We start from the raw sequence: 24,468 nt of genomic DNA on the forward strand, positions 1-24,468 counted from the left end.
GACCTGGCCGACGTCCCACCGCGTGCTGCTTGGATCAACGGCCGGCGTGATGGCGGGTGTATTCGCGGACGAGGGTGTCGTGAGGCAGGGATGGCCAGCGGCTCAAGGCGCCGGTGTGCCGGTCGACGATCAGGATCGGGCGGGTGTCGTCGGCACGAGCGGTCGCGGCTCGCGTGATGAAACCGTCCGGGAACTCTTCGACGACCACCGGGACCGGGCGGGCACCGCACGCGAAATGGGTGTCGGCGCGACGCCATGCCTCGGCGCGGTCGATCGGGCTCGGGCGGACGGTGTAGGCGGCCAGAACATCCGCGATCCCCTGCAGCGTGCGGCAGTCGGGCGTCCCGCACCCATGGCAGATGTCCCGTCCGCGCTGGTCGCTGCTGGGGCGGTGCGCCGACAGGACGCAGGTCAGCGCGGCAGTGCAGGCCAGCACGAGACGACGGGACGCACCGACGAACTCACGGCTATGCGCATCAAGGCTCCCGCTCTCGTTCTGGACGAGGGCGGCGTCGATGGCGTGGACGTCCGCGCGCATCGCGGCGGTCATCGCGGCGTGAACGCGCCGCTGGACCCGGACATGCGTCCAGGAGGCGGGTTCGGTCACGCGGCCCACTCCCCCGCGAAGACGGCGGTGACCGTGCGGCCCTCGCCGTTGCCGTGCCAGCCCCAGCTCGCGGCGGTCAGGGAGACCGTGCGCAGCCCGCGCCCGGACTCGGCGAGTTCACAGGCATCGACGGCGGCGGGCTCGACCGGTCCGCCCTGGTCGGTGACCGATACGGCGACAAGGCCGCCGTCCTGGGCGATCTCGACGGTGAAGGAGCCGCCGTCCTGCCCGGACTTCGTGTGCCGCAGCGCGTTCACGACGAGTTCGTCGGCGGCGAGCAGGACGTCGTCGAGGTAGGGGCAGCCGGCCAGCAGGCAGCCGACGAACCGGCGGACGTCGCGGGCCTGCTCAGGCCCGCCGGGGAAGGAACGCCGCCAACGCATCGGCGCCGGCTGCACCGCCGGAGGCATCGTCAAGGACATCGGAACACTCCTGATCACGGACGTGGACGTTGCGGTTCGCTCGGGTCTCCCCTGCTTCGCACACCGATCGTCACAGGAAGTCGCCTCACGGTCACGCAAAATCGGCGCAGTTGGGGGCCCGGACGGTGGATTGGTACAGACGGGCCGCGCATGGCCGAATCCCGCACGTGCACGTCTCGCACACGGCAGGGGCGAACGCCTCTAAATTCACTCATCCAAATTCCGCACATGCCATTATCAACCCTCCTTCTGGAGGGAATGTCGCGGCATTATTGACAGTGCGGCTGCAATGCGTGATAAATATCTGCACGGTTCGGCCGCTGCCCTGGGCACGGCCGTTCGGGCGGCAGGCGTCGGCCATTTTCGCGGGCGTCGAAGCCGCTAAGGGGATACAAGAAGACGATGACCGGGGAGTGCGATGAACGAAGAGCCCGAGGCGCCGCGGCCCTGGTCGCCGACTGTGGGCACCGAGTGCCCGGTCGGCATCACGCACCAGGCATGGATCGAGGCGTCGATCATGTGGTTCGTTCGGGAGTTCGGCCGCGGCCCGGCGCTGCGGCCTGTGACCCTGCCCGGTCCGGCGCTGTGCCCGCAGGACTACACCGGCACGCCGCAGCAGGTCGACCGCCTGCTCACCGCAGTGTGCGAACTGATGGAAATCGATCGGTCCGAGCTCATCGTGGAGTTGTTCGACCGGGCGGACGAAGGCACGGCGGAGCGAGCGGACAAGCGCGCGGTCGGGCACTACTACGTCGAGAACGGCCGAGCAGTCATCGGGCTGGACATGGCGGAGGCGTCCGATCCCGCCTATCTGATCGCCATCATCGCGCATGAACTGTGCCATGTTCGGCTCCTCGGCGAGAATCGCATCACCGCCGGACGCAAGGATCACGAGCGGCTGACCGACCTCCTGACCGTCTATTTCGGCTTCGGCGTCTTCACCGCGAACGCCGCGATGAAGTTCGGTGAAACGCGCCGCGGCTTCTCCGTCCAGCCGCTCGGATATCTGGACGAGCGCACCTTGAACGCCGCCCGCAACGACGGCTATTCACGTCTCGGCTACCTGACGGAACATGAGTTCGGCTACGCGATGGCCTGCCTCGCATGGCTGCGCGACGAGCCCGCGCCGCCGTGGGCGCGCCACCTCGACCCGGGACCGCGCGCCCATCTCCGGCAAGGGCTCGCCTACCTGTCGCGCGATGCGGGGGCCGGCGAGTTTCCGACCCGCGCGACCGGCGGGATCCCGGTCTCCATCCGCGTGGTGCCGAAGGCCGATCACGTCTGGCTCAGCGGCCTGCCCCTGATGCCCACCCGAACCGCCTGGCCACCGGACGCCCCGCGCCACCGTCCGTCATAACGGCGCCGAGCCCGGCGGGACCTATCCGCGCTAGCCGCAGCGACCCGGCAAGCGGAATGCGGAAGGCCGAGCATCCAGTTGCGCCCCTCCCGCTGCGGGTCCCAGGTCTGGACCTGACGTCCGCAACGGCGAGGGGCACGGAGCCCGCCTGCACCGGGCGGGGGTCAGTCGAGGAGGGCGGTGGCTTCGACTTCGACCAGAACGTCCTCTTCAAAGAGGTAATCGACGCCAATGAGGGACGCCGGTGGCATCGGAAGCTTCAGCCCGATCTCCTCGGCGACGGCCTCCACGCCGGCCATGAAGTCACCGATCTTTTCCGGGCTCCATTTCGTGACGTAGAACGTCAGGCGCAGCACGTCGTCGAACGTTGCACCCGCTCCTGCCAGGCCGGTGGCGGTGTTGCGCAGGGCATGGGCGACCTGCCCGGCCAGGTCGCCCGGAGCGACCGGAGCACCGTCGGCCTGGCGGGCGACCTGCCCGCTGACGTGCACGTGCCTGGTGCCGGTGCCCACGGCCACATGGTGGTAGGGCGCGGGCTGCAGCATGCCTTCGGGAGTGAGGTACTGGACGGACATGAGGTGTTCTCCTTCTCATCTAGGTATCGCTAAGATACTTAGTGCAAGAAGGACACTTCAACGAAACCAGGTTTCAGCATGGATACCGAGGGCGAGATCCGCATCGACGCCGTGCACCGCGAGCTGCTCGACCAGGTGCTCGACAAGTGGTCTCTCAGCGTCCTGAACGAATTGTGCGAGCGTCCTTGCCGCTTCAACGAACTCCGCCGCGCCATCCCGGGGGTCACCCAGAAATCACTGACCGCCACCCTGCGGCGGCTCGAACGCAACGGCGTCATCGAGCGCGAGGTCACCTCCACCCGGCCGGTCGCGATCACCTACCGGATCACCCCGCTCGGCAAGACCCTCCGCGATCCCGTCGACGTCCTGCTGGCCTGGGCCTCCCAGCACATGCCCGCCATCGAACGCGCCCGCGACGCCTTCGACGCCCAGGGCTAATGAGCTCTCACCTGCCGGACGATGATCGTGCGCGGTCTTGGCGGGCCGTTCTGGGGGACGAGAACGGCCCCGGAGAACATCTGCGGCCGTTCGGTGCGGAACTCAGGCGGCCATCGCCAGCGTGGAGGCTCCCGGCCCGCCAAGATCGTCCAGCGCCACTGCTCGCCCAGAGATGGCCAAGAGGAGCGAAAGCGCGGTTCCGCTCGCTTCCGGGCCGTCTCCGATCGACAGGTCGGCGTCCGTCGCCGTAAGCCGGAGACGAGCCGTCAACTCCTTGGCCCCGCCGAAAGCCGCGGGCGTGCGAGCCTGCAGACGGAGCGATCTGACCACGGCCTCCTGCGGGTAGGAGCGGCTGAGCCCCAACGGCCGACGGATGTCCTCACCGTGGACGACCTCCTCGACGAGCCGACTGTCGAGCGGCGCCGGAGGCGTCGACCGCCGCGACGCCACCTGGCGCAGCCGCTCCCACGTCTCCTGAGGTGAGGCACCGCGCTCACGCTCCACACCACGTGCGTTCTGACGGTGGAAATCGAACCGCGCCCGGACGAGACCGGCCACGAACCCCAGACGCGTCGTCCGAGCCGTGCCGACTAGATGGGCGGCCACGTCATGCACCGTCCACCCTTCACACAGCGACGGCTCCCGCCACTGCTCGTCATCGAGATGGGCGAGATCATCGATCAGCGCCGCACGCTCCGCATGAACCATCGGCCAGACGTCTTCTGCCACCGTTTCTCCATCACTCGATCAGGGTGTTTCGCCGGGTGAGACTCGCGGCTCGGCAGGAACTCATCGCCAGGTGAGCGAACCGCGGTGTCGAACACCCCGTCTGCTCACGATCACTCGATCCAGTGTGGAGAGATCTTCAGCCTTCGAGGGCGGCGGAGGTCACGTAGCCGCAGCCCTCTGTCCACCCTGACCGAGAAACGCGTCTTCGCCAACACCTCGCAGGGCGGGGCGACGCATCACTTGATTGCCGACCGTCGGATTCAGCGCCCCTTCCGGCTCAGGCACTCCTTGAGGACGAATCGCGGGTCCTGTCGACCACTTGGAAGGCGAAACGCAGGCACGGCACTTTCACGTCCGATTTCCGCACGTGCAAAGTCTGCACGCGCACGGTTACATAGGGTCCGGTTGCGCCCTGGACGTCGGCCCCGCGCGTCACGGGACATGACCCGCGAACCGTCGCCACGAACCGGTTCGCGCCCCCTCGTGGAAAGGGCCTGCCAGCGTGGGCGTGGAGGACAACGGCGGAACCGGCACCCGCACCGAGACCACGGACAGGCCAACGTCCGGGGACCGCCCTTACACGCCACCGCCGGACAATCCCGGATCACCCGGCCAGCCGTCCCGCCTGGAAAGCCGCGCCCGCACCCGCCAAGACCAAGAGCAGAGCAAGGGCCAGGACACCGGCGGTGCCCAGGGCACGGCCAGCCCCCGTGAGGCCAAGCCCGGCTCATCGCAGGCGGGTGGAGTTACCGAGAGCGCAGGGACCCAAAGCAGATCAGAGACCGGGCAGGGCAGCCCGCGGAACGAGGAACCGCGCTCACGCGACGCCGGCGCTCGAACCGGCGCATCCTCTCCAGGTAGCCGAGACCGTTCCCAGGCCGCCCAGGTCACCGAACGCGAGACCGACACCCGCACCGGGCCCGCCGACAAGCCCACGCCTCCCGCACAGCAGTACACCTTGCCGGCCGACAACCCCGGATCACCCGGCCAGCCGTCCCGCTTGGAAAGCCGCGCCCGCACTCGGCAGGACCAGGAGCAGAACAAGACCCAGGACGCTAGCTCCAGCAGCACCGCCGGCTTGGAGGGCGGTGGCCGCGATGACCGTCCCGGCCCGCAGCAAAGCGAAACCGGCGGTCAGAAGGCGGATGACACCGACGCGGGTCGGGACGTGCGTGAGGCGGGGAAGGGCGAGCACGCACCCGCAAACGCCGAGGGCACGCGGGATGACGAGCGCGAGCCGGAAGCACGCCCCCGCGACACCGGAACACCGACCAACGAAGTTCTCGGCCGCGACGAACCCGGCGACCGCGACCGTCCCGTGCCTCAACTCTCCGGGGAGCAGACCGGGAACCGAGTGCCTGAGGCGCCGCGTCCGCAAGACCAAGAGCACGAGCCGCTCCGACGGCAGGAAGCCGCTGCATCCACTGAAAGCCGAACAGCACCGGACACGCAGCAACCTCCGCAGGGCACCGACAAGCCCAGCGACGGCTCCGGCGCGCAGGGAAGCGCTCCTCAGGAGGGCGGGACGGACAGCGCACCCGGCGCCCCAGAGTCACGGGGACGCGATGCCAACCCAGTGGGAGACTCCGAGCCGAAAGCGCCGACGGTGGACGGGCCCACCGACAACGGCCCGGCGTCCCCGTCCGCAGCGGCGGAGGCGGGCGACGAACAGCCTCTTTCCCAGCAGCAGGACCGTCCCGCCGCCGAGCAGCCCACCGGCCAGAGCCAAGACTCGCAACGCCCGCTTCCCGCCGAAGAGCAGGCCGAGGCCGACCGTCGCCAAGACGGAGCCGTCGAGCAAGGCACCGAGATCCAGGAGCCTCTCGGCGACCCCGAGGACCCGAATAGCGAAACAGGCGACCGGCAAACCACTGACAACCCTCCACCCTCGTCCGGAGAGACCGCCGATAACCACGGGACGCAAGAACCTCACGCCGAAGACGATGGCGACCGTGGTAAGAAAGCCGAAGACGACGGCACCGAGCAGGACCCGAACGAGACCAATGAGACAAACCCAGAGGCCCACCCCAATCCCATTCTTTCCGATGTGTATACCGACAGCAGCGGCCAAGTACACATCGAGCCCCGATATGGACGAGAGCAGACCAGCCAACCCGGCACCGAACTGGCGCGGACCGAACCCGAGACAACGGAACCGGCCGAACTTCCGACCCGCGAAGACCTCGACCCGGTGGGAGCACAAGGCGGCGACGCCGGACGCGGCGAACTCCGCGACCCCGACGACGACCCGGAGAACAGGGACGTTCGTGAGCATGACCCTGAGCGACCACGAAGCCCGAAAGACATCCGCAGGGAGATGCTTCGAGCCAGTGCAGAGCTTCAGGACGCCGCGAACGATGTCGCCAAACCAGCCTTCAAGCAGCTCGATTCACGGCCACCGCAGACGCAGCCATGCGCAGTCCGGGATATTTCAGACCGCATCAGTTCGGTGGATCAGCCCATCAAGGCCGGAGACGCCATGATCGGCGCAGTCAGCAGTATCGTGGTTACAGTCGAACTGCTTCGAAGAGGCGTTGCAATCCTCAAGCGATACACAGGAAGAGAACATGCCAGTAACTGATAAGCAGGTAGAGGCACTCCGTACTCAACTGGCAGGACGGCCGCCGGAGGAGCATCTTCGACTGTTCAACGAACTCGATCAGTCCGACAACGTCGGCTATGCAGCACTGCTGGCAGCCGGCTTGTTCGAGGCCATCCAGCGTCGCTTCGTCAAGAACGGCGAACCCGCCGACCGGCCTGAGATCATCGAATTCATCGCGATGGCACGGGCGAAGAGCGACGATGCTCCGGACGCCATCAATCCTGACGTGGCCGAACGAATGATTCTACACGCCCTTGGCAAGGGTTCCATATCAGGCATAGATGACGGAACGATTCTTCGCCATCAGATCATCTTGCTAGCCGCTCTGGTTGGACAAGCCAATTTCAATGAAACCGAACTCGACGCCTTCATGACACAGATTCGCGCAGACGCAGAAGAAATGCTTGAGTAATGGATTACTCGGCCGTTCAAATCCAAGAGGAGAACATCCTTGCACTGCGGTCCTTTCTATTGAGGGGGCCGAAGGCGTGGGTACCCCTGGAAGAGAAGATCCAGGTGGACGACGAGACGGCGGCCGGGTACATGTCGCTGCTCTACGGGGCGTTCTGTGTCGCAGTGCGCCGAAGGTTCTCGCCGACGTACACGGTTGGCGAGATCGTCAGGCTCGTGGCTGACGTACGGATCAAGGCCGAAGAAGACGCAGGACTGATCAACGCACTCGTGGCCGAAGACATGATCCGCCGTGTCGTCGGTGCACCACCACTTGAAGACGGCGGGCCGAACGACGTGCGGGCCGTGCTATACGCCGAGATCTTCGTCCTCCTGTACCTCATCGACGAAGCGAACTTCGAGCGGGCGGGGCTGGAGCAGTTCATCGATGAGGCGACCGCCTACACCAGGCAATGGCTTTCCGCACGCCGAAACGAGCCCGCCGAACAGCGATGATACCGGCGGCTTGACTTCCACCAGGACGCCATCCTCCCAGGAGGGTTCATCTCTAATTCAGCGTTTTACCCCACACATTCGCGGACCCGGCCGGCTCACCAATAACGCTGATCGATAACATCACCCGATCTCGTCCTACACCAGCGAGGTGACGTAGGCCACTACACCGAAATCTACGATCGCCTGCGAGAGGCTGCCCTGTCCCGCGAAGACAGCATGAGCCTCCTCGGCCGGGCGGTCAACGGGCTCTCCGCCCAGACAGGATCGAGGACATGACCAAGCAGTTCCACAGTTGGCGCAAGTCACGCCACAGCGCACCGAACGGCGGATGCATCGAAGCCGGTCAGGCCGCCGATGGGACGATCGGTGTCCGTGACACCAAACTCAACGGCGATGGCCCGACCCTAGAATTCACCAGGGAGGAATGGCGGAGCTTCCTCCAAACGATCCGCGCAGACGCCCACTGATGCTACGGATACCACCGGCCTTGGGACGCGCGCTCGCCCCGCGGCTGCCGGCGTCTTGGCGCAGTGCACACTGACGTGTCCCGTGGGACGCGGATCCATCACCTGCGGACGGATCAAGGATCGCCTCTCGTTCATATATCCGATAAGTCGACACATGTTGGCTTTGTGAATTTGGCCTACTGGGACGAATCGGACACGCGAATGTTGAACGTGCGGAAATCGCGTGTGCCGATACCAGGGATCGCGATTGTTTCGGAGACCCGGATCGCGTTTTTGTCCGAGGGCGACCGTACGATTACTCGGTAGTGATCAACTGTGCCGAATCAGTGATCAGTTCGGATCATGTCCGACGCGATTTCGGGAGGACGGCCTTGCCGAGTCCATACGTCCGCCGCCGTCAACTGGCGGTCGAGATCCGCAAACTGCGCGAGAGCCGTGGCCTCACGGCCGATGGTCTCGCTCGCCTCATGTTCTACACCCGTACGAAGGTCTCCCGGCTGGAGAACGCCCAAGTCCGCCCGGATGTCGGCGAGATCATGACAATGCTCGAACTCCTCGAAGTCACCGGCAGCCAGTACGACAGGATCCTCCAACTCGCCCGCGAGGCCGCCCACAAGGGGTGGTGGGACAGGTATGGCGTTTCCATGGGGCCTCGCCAGAAGCTCTACTCGGACCTCGAGTACAGCGCCGAGACCGTCCGGGAGTACAACCAGACCGTGATGCCTGCCGTCCTTCAGGCTCCCGAGTTCATCGCCGCGCTCGTCGACCTGGACAAGTGCCAAGGAAAGCTCGACTACGTTCCGGAGCGCATGACCGAAGCTCGCATGCGACGGCAAAGCGAACTGCTACGGGCAGGCGGACCATCTTACGAAACCGTCCTCGACGAGTGCGTGATCCACCGGCTCGCCGTCCCGCCGCAAGCGAAGATCGCCCAGCTACGGCACATGATAAGAGTCATCTCTGAAGAGGAACGGATCGCGGTTCGCGTGCTCCGGCACGATGCCACCGTCCCGGGAGGTTTCCTCCCCAAGTCAGCGTTTTACCTCTACACATTCACAGACCCAGCCGACTCACCAATAGCAGTGATCGACACCGTCACCACCGACCTCGTCCTACATCAGCGAGGCGACGTAGGCCGCTACACCGAAATCTACGATCGCCTGCGAGAGGCCGCCCTGTCCCGCGAAGACAGCATGAGGCTCCTCAGTCGGGTAGCCAACGGGCTCTCCGACCAGACAGGATCGAGGACATGACCAAGCACTTCCACAGCTGGCGCAAGTCACGCCACAGCGAACCGAACGGCGGATGCATCGAAGCCGGTCAGGCCGCCGATGGGACGATCGGTGTCCGCGACACCAAACTCAACGGCGATGGCCCGACCCTAGAATTCACCAAGGAGGAATGGCAGAGCTTCCTCCACAGGATCCGCGCAGACGCTCACTGATGCTACGGACATCACCGGCCTTGGGACGAGCCCTCGTCTCAAGGCCGCTAGCGTTCTGCGTCCTCACACTCTCTCTTGTGCGGATGACGACCCGCCGGAGCGTCAAGAATCCTCCTATGCGGTTCCCCTGACTCTCCATGGCCTGCGCCATCGCATCGTGGGACGACCGGGATCAGCGCCTGGGGGCCGCGTGAAACGTTCAGAGATCGATTGAACCGCCGCTCATCGTGGCCACGGCACTCGTACTGCTGGGCTCCGTAACCGAGAGTCACGCCAGGAGCGGCCGGGGCCACCGCCACGACGTGTGTTCTCTTTGGTGCTCGATCGGGGTCTGCCAACGAGTGCAATCGGCGACCGCCGGTAACCCAACAGATCCAGCTCGTCGATGTGGTCGATAAGAGATCGATAACGCGTCTCCGTACTGTCTTTTCAGCAAGCACTCGACGCATATCGGGGAGGCACCATGACCATCCGCAGGGCAGTCGTTCGGGCCGCTGTTGCCGTCGGAGTCGCCGGGGCGGTTCTGTCGCCGGCCGGAAGCGCGTTCGCAGACGCGGCGGCTCCCGCGGCCGCTTCGAAGTACTACTACAACACCTGGATCACCGCGGACAGCTACAGCTGGGTCGGGAACGGCCACCCTCACTGGCTCCCGACGGGAGGGAAGCTCTTCGCGGGCCGGAACTACTTCTACTGCCAGAACGACTGGGGGCAGCGCTACACCGACAAGTGGGGCAACACCAATACCTGGTGGGCCCAGACCGACGACGACAGCGGCAACCGGAAGGTGTGGGTCTCTGCCACCGTGTTCACCGTGGGCGGTCAGAACGAGCGCATCCCCGGCCTTCCCAATTGCTACTGAGTAGTCTGCCCGGCCTCGGCGGAAGGTGCCGCTCTACGCACCTTCTGCCGAGGTGCATCCACGGAGTACTCACCTCCGCGTTCGGTAGCGCAGGTACACGGCGCCGCTAGAGAGGGTTCTGCCAGTCGGCGCGCTCGCCGAACGTCTCCCGCCACCGACTGCCGGTTATACAACAGTCCAGCTGACCCCGCGCCGGGACGGCGCCCTTGGGTCGCCGCCGTCATCGCCAGGTTCAGCATCCTCGCCAGTAACCCCGCGCGTTGGCCTTGTGTCCATCTGTCATGAGCGCCGATGACAGTCCGTACTGCCACCGCGTGACGCCAGAATGCGACAAACCGACCGAAAGGCGGACGCATGTTGGGCCTGACACAGTCGACCACTCGGCGTGAGTGTGCATTTTTCCTCAGACAATGGGTTGATTGAGTTCACATGTGCTCTACTTGACGCCGTGACTTCGCACAGTTGGACTCCGCCCGCCGGGCTTCGCGGTGAGGCTCATGTCATCCGGCTTTCGGCGAGCGCGCTGGACCGGGACGGCCGGCGCTGCCCCGCGCACATCGCCCTCAAGGCCCGCCCCCTGCTCCGGCCCCGCGTCTACGAGAAGCCGCGGTACGCGCCATGGGAGACGTTTCCGCTGGGCCTGGTCCAGGCTGCGCTGGACCTGGTCGAGTACCAGGACACGGCCGTTGAAGACGCCGTGGTCAGCGTCGTCAGCGGGAGCCGTTCGACCGTTCATGCCGGTGTCGCGGTGTGGGTGAGGCATGCATGCGACGCCTACCTTCAGGCCGCCGAGTGGATCGCGGACGATCTTGAAGTGCAGGATGTCGCGCTGGTTCCCGAGCGGCTCCCCCGGGTCGTCCAGTACGAGTCGGCGGCGGAGCGGCGGATGCTCACCGCATGGGGACGCTGGTACGCGTCGCCGGGCGGCGACGTCCGCGAGTTCCGACGGCTCCGGATGGGTCGCGCGGGTGAGCGCGATGCCCCGTCCAACGACGCCCTGGCCTTCGTGGTGGCCGCGGGCCAGCGCGCCGAAGGAAACGTCTATCGGGACCTGCCGGTCAGTGTCGTTCCCGACGAGTGCGAGCCCTCGCGGGTTCGGGTGGTGGAGGTCGTCCTGGCGAGCGGGGTTCCGCCACGGGTCGTCGTGGACGCGTCGCCCGCCGACATCCGCCGCGCCTACCGGGACAGGACCCGGCACCTCGTCACCGACATCGTCTTCACCGACGTGCGGAAGCCGGGTTCCGACTGCGTCGGCTGCAAGGCGCGGTCGTCCTGCGACGCGTTGCCGCACGCTCCGGCGCTGCTGGGCATCGAGGGCGGCGGGACACATCGGCGGACGTGGTCGGTCACGACCGGGCGTCAGTACCTCATCTGCCCGGCGCAGGCTCACCTGCGTGAACTCCACCTGCCGGCGGCGGCGTGGTCCGATGGTTCGGCGGCGCGGCGCGGCCGGGCCGTCCACCAGTGGCTGGAGGCGGCGCACGCCCGGCACCCCGCGCGCGCGTGCGTCCTCGCCGACCTTCCGGATGCTGACGCTGACGACCTCGGCCTGGCGGCACGGATCATGACCCCGGAGGAGTATCGGGATGCGCGGCCTTACCTAGTTTCGCATCTTGCCGCCTGCCCCATGGCGGGCGCCGTCGGCGATGTCGTCACGGAGCCGACCGTGGCGGCGTACGATCCGGCGGCCGAGGTGGTCGTCGTCGCCTACCCCGACCTGATCCGCGAGGTGGACGGGCGCGTCGTCTACCGGGAGCAGAAGACGACCCGCATGGCGGCGCCGGGTGGCGAGGCCGACGAGGTGTTCACGCGGGTGCCGCAGCTGGCGCTGGCCGTCCGGCTGATCGAGCACGGCGTACTCGGCGGGGACGGGACCGGCACCGTCGAGCTGGAGACGATGACGCCGGGCGCGGCGGAGGTTCTGTCGTTCGACGTCGCGAACCCCGCCGTGCGGGAGGCCGCCGCGCGGGTGATCAGGCGGATGACCGCCGGATGGCACGCCGACACCGTGTTCCGTCCCGATCCGGGACCGTGGTGCGGGACGTGCCCGGTCGGCCAGTGGTGCCCCGACCGCGCCCCGAGCGACCCGAAGGCGCCGATCGTCGTGGACGGCGTGCGCATCGACCCCCGCACCGGAGAGGTCCTGAGCGTGTCCGGCCGGGTGAGCGACCGCGCCGAAGCGGTGTCCGACGACATCGCCGATCCGGACGCGGACGATGATCCGCCCCCGTTCTGAGGACGACCGACGATGACGAACCCGGTGAGCGGCGCCGCACCGGTGGCGCTGGAACACGCGGTGACGGCGGCGGTCTGTTGCCGGTTGCGGTTGAGTTCCGTGGTTGTCCGGAGGCGGACGGGGGGTTGTACGCGGTTCAAACAATTCGGGGGGCGGGGCGCTTCTAGGATGTTCGGACCTGACGCGGGGTCAGGTGGGGTGAAAGGGCGGTGCAGGGGTGGCCCAGCTGGCCATTGCGAACTCGTTCCTGCCGCAGTACGCCAAGCTCGAGCCGAAGGTGCGCAAGGGCGTGGACGCGGCCATCGGGAAGTTCGCGGAGCATACGCATGCGGGACTGCACCTGGAGAAGCTCAACAACGCCAAGGATCCGCGGATCCGGACGATCCGGATCGACCAGTTCTGGCGCGGGGTGGTGCTGGCTCCCGAGAAGGGGGACGTGTACTGCCTGCTGGCCGTGATGGCGCATGACGACGCGATCGAATGGGCGCGGAGCAGGAAGTTCTCGGTGAACCAGGCGATCGGCGTGCTGGAGGTGCGGGACCAGGCCGCGCTGGAGGAGTTGTCGCCGGCGCTGGAGCAGGCCGCGGAGGGGAAGGTCTTCCGGCTGCTGGGGCACGTTTTCGAGAAGGACCTGGTGCGGCTCGGGGTCGACAAGGACGTGCTCCCGCTCGTCCGGGTGCTGACAGAGGACGCGCATCTGCTGGCGCTGGAGAAGCTGCTTCCGGAGCCGCAGTACATGGCGCTTCTGGCGCTGGCGCAGGGGTTGAGCGTCCAGCAGGCGTGGGAAGAGGTCGCGAAGTATCTGCCGGCCGAGGAGAAGCCCGCGGCGGTCGACCCCGACGACCTGGTGACGGCCATGCGGCGGACGCCCGGGCAGGTCGTTTTCGTCAATGGGCCCGAGGAACTGCGCGACATTCTCGAGCACCCCTTCGACACGTGGCGGATTTTTCTGCATCCCGTGCAGCGGCGGGTCGCGCTCCGGCCTTCTTACAGCGGTCCGGCTCAGGTGACGGGCGGTGCCGGGACGGGGAAGACCGTGACGGCGCTGCACCGGGCGAAGTTCCTCGCGGGAAAGGGCGGGCGTGTCCTGCTGACGACGTTCACGCGGAATCTCTCCGAGGCGTTGGAGAAGCAGCTGGACCTGCTCGTCGATGACGCCGAGGTGCGCGGGCGGATCCAGGTGAAGAATGTGGATGCGCTTTCGTACTCGATCGTCGGGCGGCACCACAAGCCCGGTATCGCGAGTGCGGACGTGTTGGAGCCGCTGTGGGAGGAGGCGGCGGACGGGACGCCGTTCTCGCCGACGTTCCTGGAGCGGGAGTGGGAGCAGATCGTCCTGGCGCAGGGGCTGGAGAGCGAGGAGGAGTATCTCGCGTGCACGCGGGCGGGGCGCGGGGTTCCGCTCGGGAAGGCCCAGCGGGCGGTGGTGTGGCGCGCGATCGGGCATGTGGTGGACGGGCTGGCCGCCGAGGGCAAGTCGACGTTCCATCAGCTGGCCAACGAGGCCGCCGAGCTGGTGGACGGCCCCGAGTACGACCATGTCGTCATCGACGAGGCGCAGGACATCCACACGGCGCAGTGGCGGCTGCTGCGGCGGCTCGTCAAGGAGGGGCCGGATGACCTGTTCATCGTCGGGGACCCGCACCAGCGCATCTACGACAGCCACGTGTCGCTGGCCAGCCTCGGCATCAACGTGCGGGGCCGCAGCACCAAGCTGAAGATCAACTACCGGACGACGCAGGAGATCCTGGCGTGGTCGGTGCCGCTGCTGGGGCATTCGCCGGCGCAGGGGCTCGACGATTCGGCCGACACGCTGGACGGGTACCGGTCGCCGATGCACGGGCGGCGGCCCGTGGTGAAGGCGTATCCGGACATGGACGCCGAACTGGACGGGCTCGTCGAACAGGTGCGGGCGTGGCTGGACGCCGATGTGGAGGCGGGCGCGATCGGGGTCGCGGCGCGGTACGTGTGGGTGGCGCGCAAGGCGGCGAAGCGGTTGAAGGAGGCCGGCATCACCGCCTACCAGGTGCCCAGCAAGTCGCCGGGCGTGCAGGTCGGGTCGATGCACAAGATGAAGGGCCTGGAGTTCCGGTGCATCGCCGTCATCGGGGCGGACGAGAAGTCGCTGCCGTCGGCGAAGGCCGTCACTCCGGAGGGCGAGGACCCGAAGGCGCATGCACAGGACGTCCAGAAGGAGCGGTGCCTGCTGTTCGTGGCGTCCACGCGCGCGCGGGACCACCTGTACGTGTCGTACTCGGGGTCGCCTAGCCCGTTCCTGCCTGGCTGAGGTCGTGCAGGAGGGCCTGTAGGCCGACCGCCTGCGGGTGGTCGTCGCCGTACAGGCCCGTCAGGTCGGACAGGAGTTCGGTGAGTTCCTTGCGGGCTTCGCTGGTGCGGCCCGCGGCGAGTTCTAGGCGGGCTATGCGTTCGCGGACGCGCAGTGTGAGGGGGTCGTAGGGGCTGCCGGGCGTGAGGTCGTCCAGGAGCTCACGGAGGTGGGTCAGGGCCGTGCCCGTGGCGCCGAGGTATGCCTGGCAGACGGCCTCCTGCTCGCGGCAGGCCAGGACGTCGGGGTCGTCCGGTCCGGAGACCTCGGACAGGGTGACGGCGGCGGCGCGATAGGCGTGGACGGCGCGCCGGTAGTCGCCGCCCTGGAAGAGCGCTTCGGCGAGGTCCAGGCGGAGCCCCATGTACTCGGGGTCGTCGTCGCCGAGGGCGAGGCGGGCGGGTTCGGTCAGGCCGGAGAGGAGTTCGGCCGCCTGCGTGTAGCGGCCCGCGTCGGCCAGGTCGCCGGCTTCCGCGCGCGCTTGGACGACCTCGTCGAACGTCGGGAGTTCTACCGGTTCTGGCGGTTCGATGGGTTCTTCGGAGCGGGTGGTCGAGGTTCTGCCGGTGAGGCGGATGCGGCTGACGGCCGTCGCGTAGAGGTGCTGCGGGGCGATCGTGTCGACGATCCCCGGCAGCGGCTCCAGGGACGAGACGAATTGCAGGAGACGGTGGTACACGTCGTCCGCGTCGGCTGGGCGGTCTCCTGGCTGCTTAGCGAGGAGTTGCAGGACGAGGGCGTCGAGTGCGAGTGGAACGGCGGCGTTGAGTGCTCTCGGTGGGGTCGGGGCCTCGTCTTCGTGGCGGCGCAGGACCTCGTAGGGGGTGGCGCCTGGGAAGACCTGGCGTCCGGTGAGCATCTCGTAGAGGACGCAGCCGAGGGAGTACAGGTCGCTCTGCGGGCCTGGGCTGCCGTACACCTGCTCCATGGACGTGTAGCCCGGCGTGTAGGGAGCGCCAAGGCCGGTGGTGGTGCGGCGTACGTCGCCTGGGCCGAGACCCACTGCGGCGCCGAAGTCGAGGACTTTCACCGAGCCGTCCGGGCACAGCATCAGGTTGCTGGGCTTGAGGTCGCGGTGGACGAGCGGACGCCGGTGCGCGACGTTCAGCACCGCGCACACCTGGGCGGCTATCAGCGACGCCCAGGAGACGGAGAGCCTCTCCTCGGCGTCGAGGACATGGTCGATCGTCGTGCCATCGACGTACTGCATGACGAGGTAGAAGCATCCGTCGTGGCTGCCGAAGTCGTAGACGGTGGGGACGCCGGGGTGCTCGAACCAGGCCGTGCTGCGGGCCTCCTGCTCGAACCGGCCGACGAGGGACTCGTCCGAGACGCTGGTGAACTTCACGGCGAGGCGCCGGTCGAGGAAGCGGTCGTAGGCGCGCCACACCTCGCCCATCCCGCCGCGCCCGATCGCCTGGTCGAGTTCGTACCGTTCGCGTTCTCCGAGGAGATCGCCCCGCCGCAACGCCCACCTCCACTGGCCCGTGCAGGCAGCGTACCGGCGTCAGTCGGACGGGTGGAGGGTGCCCGCACCGAGCCCTTCGAGGCCGAGGCGCAGGACGTCGGCGCCGAGGCGGTGGGTGTCGCGGAGGGCGGCCTCCAGCTCGGTGAGCTTGCGGAACGCCCGCCCGAGTTCGGCCTGCTCGTCCAGGGTGAGGCGGGGCAGGCGGGCGCGGCGGACGTCGAAGCGGGCGGAGGACGTCGAGCTGCGCAGCCGGGCGCCCTGCGCGCCGAGCAGCAGCCAGCCGGCGACGAAGTCGGGGTCGGTGCGGGCCGGGTCGGCGCGCACGAGGGCGAGGCCAGGGCCGAGCACCGGGCCCTCCTCGGTGATGACGCGGGCCACGGGATGGCGTGCGGACAGCGAGACGACGATGTCGCCGGGGGCCACCTCGACGTGGTCGGGGTCGGGGGCGGCAGTTCCCGTGGGCTGCCGTCCTAGAGCGACGTCGTCCAGGGTCAGGACGGGCACGTTCCCTTCGCCCATCCGGACCTTGGCAGGGGGACGGAGTATCTCCGCCACGCCCGCCTTGGCCAGCTCACCAATGGTGGTCATAGGGACGTCGGCGCGCGCGCGAGCCTGCGTGAGGGACGACAGTTCGGCGACCACGCGCGGTAGTTCGGCGGCCTGATTCTCTAGGCGTTCGCGGGCGGCGACGAACGAGCCTTCCGCCGTCGGTGCGCTCCGCTGCGGCAGGTAGCGGGCGGGGGTGAGATCGACTTCGTCGTCCAGCAGGTCGATGATGCGCACGACGACGCTGGAGTCCGTCCCTGGGGGCTTGCCCTTCGCGTAGCGGCGCCAGGCGTCCAGGGCGGTTTGCCGGAAGTTGTCGGGGTCGGACGATGTGTCGACCATCAGGACGTCGTCCGCGGGTGTGTCGCCAGGGGCCGGACGGCGGAGAACCCACACGGTCAGCGCGACGGCCATGTTCGGCACCGCGCCCGGGGGCAGGCCGATGACGGCCCGGAGCGTCCCACGCCGGAGTAGTTCGGCACGGACGCGGCGCCCGGAGCGGCGGACCGCCACAGCCGGCGGCAGGAGCATGACGACATGCCCCCCTGGCTCGACGTGGGCGAGGCCGTGCTGGATCCAGGCGAGCTCTGATTCCATGCGCGGCGGCAGGCCGTACTCCCAGCGCGGGTCGCCCGTCAGCTGCTCGTAGCCCCAGCCGCGGTCGTTGAACGGCGGGTTGGAGACGACGAGGTCGACCGTCCGCCCGGGGAAGGCGTCGGCGAGGAGCGAGTCGCCGGGGCAGACCTCGGCGGGGGCGCCGCGCAGCGCGAGCTGGATCGCGGACATGCGCGCCGTCGTGTCGTCGATCTCCTGGCCGAGGAGCCGCTCGACGTCCTTGAACAGCGCCTGGGCGGCCTTCAGGTAGGCGCCCGTCCCGCAGGAGGGGTCGAGGACAGTGCGCGCGGGCCCGCCCAGTTCGAGCATCAGCCGGACGACCGGTTCCGGTGTCACGTACACGCGGCGGCTGTGGTGCTCCAGGTAGCGGGTGCGCAGGAACTCGAAGGTCTCCGCGACGCCCAGTTCGTCCACGAGCTGCGACAGGGCGCGGACGATCGGGACGGGCGACGGCGGCGCGGGTACGGCGCCGGGCAGCGTGTGCGCGATCTCGTCGGGCAGGACGCGCGCGATCTCCGCGTCCGGGGCGGCCGACAGTTCCGCCCAGCGGCCGGGGCGCGCGCGCAGATGGAGCAGGAACGCGCCTGCGAACGTGAGGACGTCGGCAAGGTCCATGCCCTCGGAGGCGGCCGAGCGGAGCGTCTGCCAGACGCGTTCGCGGACGGGCGAGTCGGCGAGTTTGCCCTGGCCGCGCAGCCAGTCCTCCACCTCGGCGAGGGAGAACGTCGGGCTGACCGCCGTCCCGCCGACGGGCTGGGGGAAGTCGTCGTGCCGGCGGCGCCAGTTGCTCACGGCCGCGCGTCCCACCGCGGCCAGGCGGGCGATGTCCGCCGCGGTCACCGTCGCGTCGTTCGCCACCGGCGCTCCCTTCAGCCGACCTTCAGGACCGGCATCACCCTAGTGCCTACCACGCCGGTTGATCTGATTCACGTCGCCACCGGCAGCGGTCACCATCGCGCGTCGAGCATTCGCCGATTCATTAGTTGATCACGTTCACAGCCTTCTCTCGACAGAATTAACAGTACTGCGATTACTTATAGCGACGTGAAAGTGACGGATCGTTTACTATTGCGTGATGCGGGTGCGGCACGAGTTCGGGGTGCTCGGACCCCTGGAGGTCCGGCGGGACGGGGTGCCGCTGCCGATCGGCGCGACCAAGCTCCGGCTCCTGCTGGCCGCCCTGCTCGTGGACGCCGGTCACGTCGTGCCCGTCGACACGCTGGCCGGCCGGCTGTGGGGCGAGAACCCGCCGGCGCAGGTCCGGAACACCCTGCAGAACTACGTGATGCGGCTGCGGCGCGCACTCGGCGAGGGCGGTGCCGGGATCGTGCTGACCCACCCCCGGGGCTACCTGGTCGAGGTCGAGCCGGACGCCCTGGACCTGCACCGGTTCGGCGCGCTCGTCCGGCAGGGGCGCGCCGAGCTGGAGGCGGGCCGCGCGGCCGGCCGCGCGGCGGCCCTGCTGCGGGAGGCGCTGGGGCTGTGGCGGGGCGAGCCCCTGTCGGACCTGCCGCCCGACCTGCTGCAGGGCGTCGTCCCCGCCCTGACCGAGCAGCGCCTGGACGCGGTCGAGCTGGGCATCGACGCCGATCTGGCGCTGGGCCGCGCCGCCCACGTGCTTCCGGAGCTGCGCAACCTCATCGGGACGCATCCGCTGCGCGAGCGCTTCTGGGCGCAGCGCATGCGGGCGCTCTACCAGTGCGGCCGGCAGGCGGAGGCGCTGGAGTGCTACCGCACGGTCACCGCGCTGCTCGCGGACGAGCTGGGCATCGATCCGGGGGCGGAGCTGCAGGACCTGCACCGGCGGATCCTCGCCGCGGCCCCCGAGCTCCGCCCGGCGCCCGGCCCCGGCGCGGAGCCGCGAACCCGCCGGCCGGGGAACCTGCCGGCCGAGACGACCACCTTCGTCGGCCGCGAGCGCCTGCTGGCGGAGGCCCGGCGGACGCTCGACGGCGCGCGGCTCGTCACGATGACCGGAGTCGGCGGGGTGGGCAAGACGCGGCTGGCGCTGAGGGTGGCGGCCGAGGCCGCCTCGTCGTTCCCCGACGGGACGTGGCTCGCCGACCTGGCCGTGCTCGCGCCGCGGACCGACGCCGAGCAGCTGGACCGGACGGTCGCCGAGTCTCTCGGCCTGCGCGACCAGTCGGCGCGCGCCCCGGCCGACGCGGTGGCCGACCATCTGCGCGACCGGTGCGTGCTCCTCGTCCTGGACAACTGCGAGCACCTGGTCCAGGCCGTCGCCGCGCTGGCGCTGCGGCTGCTGCGGGCGGCGCCCGGCCTGCGGATCCTCGCGACGAGCCGGGAGCGGCTCGGCGTGCCGGGCGAGCACGTGCTCGTGGTCCCGGGGCTCGCCGTCCCGGGCGAGGAGGGCGCGCGGCGCGACGCCGCGGACGGGCCCGCCGGCCGCGCGGACGCCGTCCGGCTCCTCGCCGACCGGGCCGCCGCGTCCGTACCGGGTTTCGCCGTCACCGCCCGCAACCGGGACGCGGTCGTCCAGCTGTGCCGCCGCCTGGACGGCATCCCCCTCGCCATCGAACTGGCGGCGGTGCGGCTCGGCTCGATCGGCGTCGAGGAGATCCTCGCGCGCCTGGACGACCGCTTCCGGCTGCTGTCGACGCCCCGCGCCCGCACCGGCGGCCGCTACCGGCAGACGCTGGGCGGCGTGGTGGACTGGAGCCACGAGCTCTGCACCGCCGGCGAGCGGCTGCTGTGGGCGCGGCTGTCGGTCTTCGCGGGCGGGTTCGACCTGGAGGCGGCCGAGGCGGTCTGCGCGGGCGACGGCATCGCCCGCGACGAGGTGATGGATCTGCTCGCGGGCCTGGTCGACAAGTCGATCGTGATGGCGGGCGACACCGGGGGCGGGACCCGCTACCGCATGCTGGAGACCATCCGGGGCTACGGGTGGCGGAGCCTTCGGGAGCAGGGCGGCCAGGACGAGATGCGGGGCCGGCACAGCCGGCACTACCGGGATCTCACGGTCCGCGCCGCCACCGAGTGGTACGGGCCGGACGAGGTCGCCTGGCTGCGGCGGCTGCGCCGCGAACTGCCCGACCTCCGCGCCGCCCTGGAGTTCTGCGCCGGCGCCCCCGGGCACGCCGGCACCGGGCTGGAGATCGCGGTCGGTCTCATCCGGGCGCGGTCGTGGTTCTTCAGCGGCACGATGGGTGAGGGCCGCCGCTGGCTGGAGCGGCTGTCGGCCCGGTCCGACCGGCCGCCGGCGGCGGTGTGCGCGCACGCGGCGGCGATGCGGGCCTTCCTGGTGATCGTCCAGGGGGACCGGGCGGCGGTGCCCGCCGCGATGGCGCAGTGCCGCGCCGCGGTCGGCCCCCACTCCCCCGAGTCGGCCTATCTCGAAGGCGTTCACGACCTGCTGATCCAGAGCGACGCGCGGTCACTCGACCTGCTGGCCCGCGCCCGGGAGGGGTTCACGGCGGCGGACCGGCCGGGCGACGCGCTCATGGCCACCATGTTCTGGGCCATGTCCGCCGTCTTCCTCGGCACCCGGGACACCGCCTTCCGCGCCTGCGAGGTGTTCCGCGCGGAGGCCGAGACCGCGCGGGCCACGTGGCTCGCCTCCTGGGCGCTGTGGTCCACGGGGCTCGCCGAACTGTGGCACGGCAAGCCCGTCCGGGCCCTGCCGCTCCTGCGGGACGCCGTCGTCCGGCAGCGGTCCGTCGAGGACGAGTGGGGGCCGGTGTGGGACGTGGAGGCCCTGGCGTGGACGGCCGCCGCCATCGGGCACCACCGGCACTCGGCCGTGCTGCTGGGCGCCGCGCACCGGATGCGGACGGCGACGGGAGTCGCGATGATCGGCCTCGCGCCGTTCCAGGCCGCGCACGCCGAGGCCGAGCGCCTGGTGCGCGGTGCACTCTCCGAGGAGTCGTACGCGGAGGCATGGAAGCGCGGCGACACGGCCGAGGACTGCGTCGACCTGGCACTGGCCGTGGTGGACGAGATCTCGCCCTTCCGCCGGGAGCCCGGCGAGAGGTGACCGGCGCGTGACCGCCGGGCGACCGGTGCGCGACCGCTGAGCGACCGGCGCGACAGCCCGCTCGGCGATCGTCGCCCTGTGGCACCGGAAAGCGCTCGGGCCGCGGAGGCCCCCGCCCAGCACGCCGGCGGGGCGATGCGGCGGCGCGACACCGAACCGGGCGGCGGCCCGGTCCTTGATCTGGGAGGTCCCGTGCTCGGGGACAGTGAAGGCTCACCGGGCGGCCCCGGCCCCCGGCTCGGCGAGCATGTGCGGCGGCAGACGGCGGCGCTCTGCGAAGCGGCCGGAACCGGGAAGGACGCGGCCTTGGGCCTGCTGGACACCATGCTGGAACCGCTCGCGCAGTTGTCGCTGCTGGATCCGCCGAATGCGCGGAGCTTCGTGTCCGACGACCACTCGCCGGTGGAGCTGTCCTTGGCCTTCTCTCCCGGCGCGGCGCCGGTCCCCCGGGTGCTGCTGGAGCCCGGCTACACCGACGACATGGTCCGCAGCGGCCGCATCGGGCTCCGGGCGGCCGAGCGGCTGGCCGGGCGCGGCGTCCTGTCGTGCGCCCGCCTGCGCACGCTCTCCGACATCTTCTTCCCCGCCGTCCCGCACGGGCCGTTCGCGTTGTGGCTGGCCCTGGAGTTCCCGGACGGCCGCCCCCGGGCGAAGGTCTATCTCAACCCCGCGGCGGACGGCCCGGGGCGCGCGGCCGATGCCGTGGCCGAGGCGCTCGCCCGCCTGGGGTTCGGGAACGCGTTCGCCGCGCTGCGGCGCCAGGCCGGCCGTCCCGAGGACTTCCTGTTCTTCGCGCTGGACCTGGGAGCCTGGCCCGCTCCGCGGGTCAAGGTCTATGTGAGGCACCGGGACTTCTCCGCCGCGGAGGCCGCCGGCGTCTCCCGCGCCGTGGCGGGAGACCACCCCGGACGGGTGGAGGAGTTCATCGGCCTCGTCGCCGGCGAACGGCGGCTGCGGCGGCGGCCGCTCGTCTCCTGCTTCTCGTTCACGCGGGCGTGTCCCGACCGGCCCAGCGGCTACTCCGTGCACGTCCCCGTACGCGACTACGTCCAGGACGACCGGCAGGCCAGGGACCGCGCGGTGGACGCGCTGCGCCGGTACGGCATCGACGACCGGCCTCTGGACAGGGCGCTGGCCGGCCTGACGTCCCGCTCCCTGGACGCCGGTGTGGGGCTGATCGCCTACCTGACGCTGGCCCACGCCGACCGCTGCCCGCCCCGCGTGACGGTCTACCTGTCCTCGGAGGCGTACCGGGTCAAGCCCGCCCGCCGGAGCGTGCTCGGCGCGCCCGGCGGCGGTGAGCCCGGCCCCATGCTGGCGGGGCGGTGACCGGGCCGATGGAGCCGTACCGGATCAAGGCCGTCGAACCCCTGCCGCGCACGACGCGGCCGCAGCGCGAGGCGGCGCTGCGGCGGGTGCACTACAACCTGTTCGACCTGCGCGCCGAGGAGGTCACCATCGACCTCCTCACGGATTCCGGCACCGGTGCCCTGTCGGCCGGGCAGCTGGCGGCGGCGATGGCGGGCGACGAGTCCTACGCCGGGTCGGCGTCGTTCCACCGCTTCCGCGACGCCGTCGAGGAACTGACGTCCTATCCGCACATCCTGCCGGTGCACCAGGGCCGCGCCGCCGAACGCATCCTGTTCTCCACCCTGGCGGGGCCGGGCAGACTCACCCTCAGCAACACGCACTTCGACACGACCCGCGCCAATGTGGAGCTCGCCGGCGGTGAGGCCCGCGACCTTCCCTGCCCGCAGTCGCGGGACCTGGACGGCCCCGGGCCGTTCAAGGGGAACATCGACATCGAGGCGCTGCGGGCCGTTCTCGACGGCCCGGAGGCGTCCCGCGTCGCGCTGGTGCTGATGACGGTCACGAACAACGGATGCGGCGGCCAGCCGGTCTCCATGGCCAACCTCGCCGAGACCGCCGCGGTGTGCCGCCGCCACGGCGTCCCGCTGTTCCTGGACGCGGCCCGGTTCGCCGAGAACGCCTGGCTGGTCACCCGCCGGGAGGACGGCCATCGCGGCAGGACGCCCCGGCAGGTGGCGCAGGAGGCGTTCCGGCTGGCCGACGGCTGCCTGATGAGCGCCAAGAAGGACGGGATCGTCCACGTCGGGGGGTTCCTGGGGCTGCGCGACAGCGCGCTCGCCCAGCGGTGCGAGCTGCTCCTGATCGCCACCGAGGGGTTCCCCACGTACGGCGGGCTGGCGGGCCGCGACCTGGACATGATGGCGCTCGGGCTGGCCGAGGCGCTCGACCCCGGCTACCTCGCCTCCCGCGAGCAGGCCGCCGGGCATCTGGCCGGACGCGCCCGCGCCGCGGGCGTCGGCATCGTGGAGCCGCCGGGGCTGCACGCGATCTACCTCGACGCCGGGCGCCTGCTGCGGCACATCCCCGCGCACCGCTTCCCCGGGCAGGCGCTGGCCTGCCAGCTGTACCTGGAGGGCGGCATCCGCTCGGTCGAACTGGGCTCGCTGTATCTGGGCCGGGAGGACGAGCAGGGCGAACCGGTCATCAGCGCGCCGTACGAGCTGGTCCGGCTCGCCCTGCCGCGCAGGGTCTACACCCGCGGGCACCTCGACCACGTCGGCGACGTCCTCGCCCGGATCGCCGGCGACGTCCTCGCCCGGATCGCCGGCGACCCGGGCAGCGTCCCCGGCTACCGCATCACCGAGCAGGCCCCCGTCCTCCGGCACTTCCGCGTCCGGCTCCAACCTGTGCCGGTGGGTGCGACGACGAGCAGGCCGAGCGGATCGTCGAGGTACTGGGCATCCTCGCATAGCGCCGGCGGCTGATGAGGCCGCTGGGTGAATGCATTGCGCCCCGTCCCGAGCAGGGCTCCTAGGTGAGCCGAAGGCAGCTGGGGGCGCGGGTCACGTC

20 protein-coding genes are annotated in these 24,468 nt (G+C 69.8%); 14 read left to right on the plus strand and 6 right to left on the minus strand.

Annotation, left to right across the window (positions count from 1 at the left end; all coding sequences use genetic code 11):
- Nucleotides 1–34 precede the first annotated feature (34 nt).
- Together ETD96_RS02950 and ETD96_RS02955 are read right to left on the minus strand one after the other, a co-directional pair.
- Nucleotides 35–607: a hypothetical protein gene (locus tag ETD96_RS02950; RefSeq protein WP_138633588.1), complete on the minus strand. Its 573-nt coding sequence runs from the start codon at nt 605–607 to the stop codon at nt 35–37.
- Entirely contained in the window at nt 604–1,029 is a 426-nt protein-coding gene (locus ETD96_RS02955) for an ATP-binding protein (protein WP_138633591.1), read from the minus strand. Before ETD96_RS02955 ends, ETD96_RS02950 begins: the two co-directional genes overlap by 4 nt.
- 418 nt (nt 1,030–1,447) lie before the next feature.
- Between ETD96_RS02955 and ETD96_RS02960 the strand changes: the two genes are divergently transcribed.
- The gene (locus ETD96_RS02960) at nt 1,448–2,386 is read left to right on the plus strand and encodes a hypothetical protein (RefSeq protein ID WP_138633594.1); all 939 of its coding nucleotides are present in this window, start codon (nt 1,448–1,450) and stop codon (nt 2,384–2,386) included.
- A 164-nt stretch (nt 2,387–2,550) separates the two neighbouring features.
- Here the strand turns inward: ETD96_RS02960 and ETD96_RS02965 are convergent, their stop codons facing one another.
- Nucleotides 2,551–2,961: a RidA family protein gene (locus tag ETD96_RS02965; RefSeq protein WP_138633596.1), complete on the minus strand. Its 411-nt coding sequence runs from the start codon at nt 2,959–2,961 to the stop codon at nt 2,551–2,553.
- A gap of 78 nt (nt 2,962–3,039) precedes the next feature.
- Here ETD96_RS02965 and ETD96_RS02970 point away from each other — a divergent pair, with 78 nt between their 5' ends.
- Nucleotides 3,040–3,399, plus strand: a complete 360-nt coding sequence (locus ETD96_RS02970) for a winged helix-turn-helix transcriptional regulator (protein WP_138633599.1) — start codon at nt 3,040–3,042, stop codon at nt 3,397–3,399.
- Between the two features lie 102 nt (nt 3,400–3,501).
- Here ETD96_RS02970 and ETD96_RS02975 read toward each other — a convergent pair whose 3' ends face one another.
- Nucleotides 3,502–4,128 carry a maleylpyruvate isomerase family mycothiol-dependent enzyme gene (locus ETD96_RS02975; protein WP_205719081.1) on the minus strand — a complete coding sequence of 209 codons (627 nt, stop codon included), beginning with the start codon at nt 4,126–4,128 and terminating at the stop codon, nt 3,502–3,504.
- A gap of 958 nt (nt 4,129–5,086) precedes the next feature.
- Here ETD96_RS02975 and ETD96_RS02980 point away from each other — a divergent pair.
- The 9 genes from ETD96_RS02980 to ETD96_RS03020 all read left to right on the plus strand — a co-directional run bounded on the left by ETD96_RS02980 (nt 5,087) and on the right by ETD96_RS03020 (nt 14,929).
- Nucleotides 5,087–6,709: a hypothetical protein gene (locus ETD96_RS02980; protein WP_138633602.1), complete on the plus strand. Its 1,623-nt coding sequence runs from the start codon at nt 5,087–5,089 to the stop codon at nt 6,707–6,709.
- Nucleotides 6,696–7,142, plus strand: coding sequence for a hypothetical protein (locus ETD96_RS02985; RefSeq protein WP_138633605.1), 447 nt, complete (start codon nt 6,696–6,698; stop codon nt 7,140–7,142). Before ETD96_RS02980 ends, ETD96_RS02985 begins: the two co-directional genes overlap by 14 nt.
- Nucleotides 7,142–7,636 carry a hypothetical protein gene (locus ETD96_RS02990; RefSeq protein WP_138633608.1) on the plus strand — a complete coding sequence of 165 codons (495 nt, stop codon included), beginning with the start codon at nt 7,142–7,144 and terminating at the stop codon, nt 7,634–7,636. Before ETD96_RS02985 ends, ETD96_RS02990 begins: the two co-directional genes overlap by 1 nt.
- A gap of 272 nt (nt 7,637–7,908) precedes the next feature.
- Nucleotides 7,909–8,103 carry a DUF397 domain-containing protein gene (locus tag ETD96_RS02995; protein WP_138633611.1) on the plus strand — a complete coding sequence of 65 codons (195 nt, stop codon included), beginning with the start codon at nt 7,909–7,911 and terminating at the stop codon, nt 8,101–8,103.
- 326 nt (nt 8,104–8,429) lie between these two features.
- A complete protein-coding gene (locus ETD96_RS03000; RefSeq protein WP_240807149.1) occupies nt 8,430–9,356 on the plus strand; it encodes a helix-turn-helix domain-containing protein in 927 nt (308 codons plus the stop codon).
- A complete protein-coding gene (locus ETD96_RS03005) occupies nt 9,353–9,547 on the plus strand; it encodes a DUF397 domain-containing protein (protein WP_138633617.1) in 195 nt (64 codons plus the stop codon). Before ETD96_RS03000 ends, ETD96_RS03005 begins: the two co-directional genes overlap by 4 nt.
- Before the next feature lie 463 nt (nt 9,548–10,010).
- On the plus strand, nt 10,011–10,406 hold the full coding sequence (locus ETD96_RS03010; RefSeq protein WP_138633620.1) for a hypothetical protein: 396 nt from the start codon (nt 10,011–10,013) through the stop codon (nt 10,404–10,406).
- Nucleotides 10,407–10,854: 448 nt separating this feature from the next.
- On the plus strand, nt 10,855–12,642 hold the full coding sequence (locus tag ETD96_RS03015) for a PD-(D/E)XK nuclease family protein (RefSeq protein ID WP_138633623.1): 1,788 nt from the start codon (nt 10,855–10,857) through the stop codon (nt 12,640–12,642).
- A 217-nt stretch (nt 12,643–12,859) separates the two neighbouring features.
- Entirely contained in the window at nt 12,860–14,929 is a 2,070-nt protein-coding gene (locus tag ETD96_RS03020) for a UvrD-helicase domain-containing protein (RefSeq protein WP_138633626.1), read from the plus strand.
- On the opposite strand, the gene ETD96_RS03025 is transcribed toward ETD96_RS03020, so the two are convergent.
- Entirely contained in the window at nt 14,907–16,436 is a 1,530-nt protein-coding gene (locus ETD96_RS03025) for a serine/threonine-protein kinase (RefSeq protein ID WP_138633629.1), read from the minus strand. The genes ETD96_RS03020 and ETD96_RS03025 overlap by 23 nt on opposite strands.
- Before the next feature lie 39 nt (nt 16,437–16,475).
- The gene (locus ETD96_RS03030; protein WP_138633632.1) at nt 16,476–18,455 is read right to left on the minus strand and encodes an N-6 DNA methylase; all 1,980 of its coding nucleotides are present in this window, start codon (nt 18,453–18,455) and stop codon (nt 16,476–16,478) included.
- Between the two features lie 217 nt (nt 18,456–18,672).
- Here ETD96_RS03030 and ETD96_RS03035 point away from each other — a divergent pair, with 217 nt between their 5' ends.
- From ETD96_RS03035 to ETD96_RS03045, 3 genes are all read left to right on the plus strand, one after another.
- Nucleotides 18,673–21,588, plus strand: coding sequence for an AfsR/SARP family transcriptional regulator (locus ETD96_RS03035; protein WP_240807147.1), 2,916 nt, complete (start codon nt 18,673–18,675; stop codon nt 21,586–21,588).
- 192 nt (nt 21,589–21,780) lie between these two features.
- The gene (locus tag ETD96_RS03040; RefSeq protein WP_171068826.1) at nt 21,781–22,917 is read left to right on the plus strand and encodes a tryptophan dimethylallyltransferase family protein; all 1,137 of its coding nucleotides are present in this window, start codon (nt 21,781–21,783) and stop codon (nt 22,915–22,917) included.
- Entirely contained in the window at nt 22,914–24,383 is a 1,470-nt protein-coding gene (locus ETD96_RS03045) for a tryptophanase (protein WP_205719082.1), read from the plus strand. Before ETD96_RS03040 ends, ETD96_RS03045 begins: the two co-directional genes overlap by 4 nt.
- The last annotated feature ends 85 nt before the right edge of the window (nt 24,384–24,468 follow it).

This window comes from Actinomadura geliboluensis (genome assembly GCF_005889745.1).
Lineage (GTDB): Bacteria > Actinomycetota > Actinomycetes > Streptosporangiales > Streptosporangiaceae > Spirillospora > Spirillospora geliboluensis.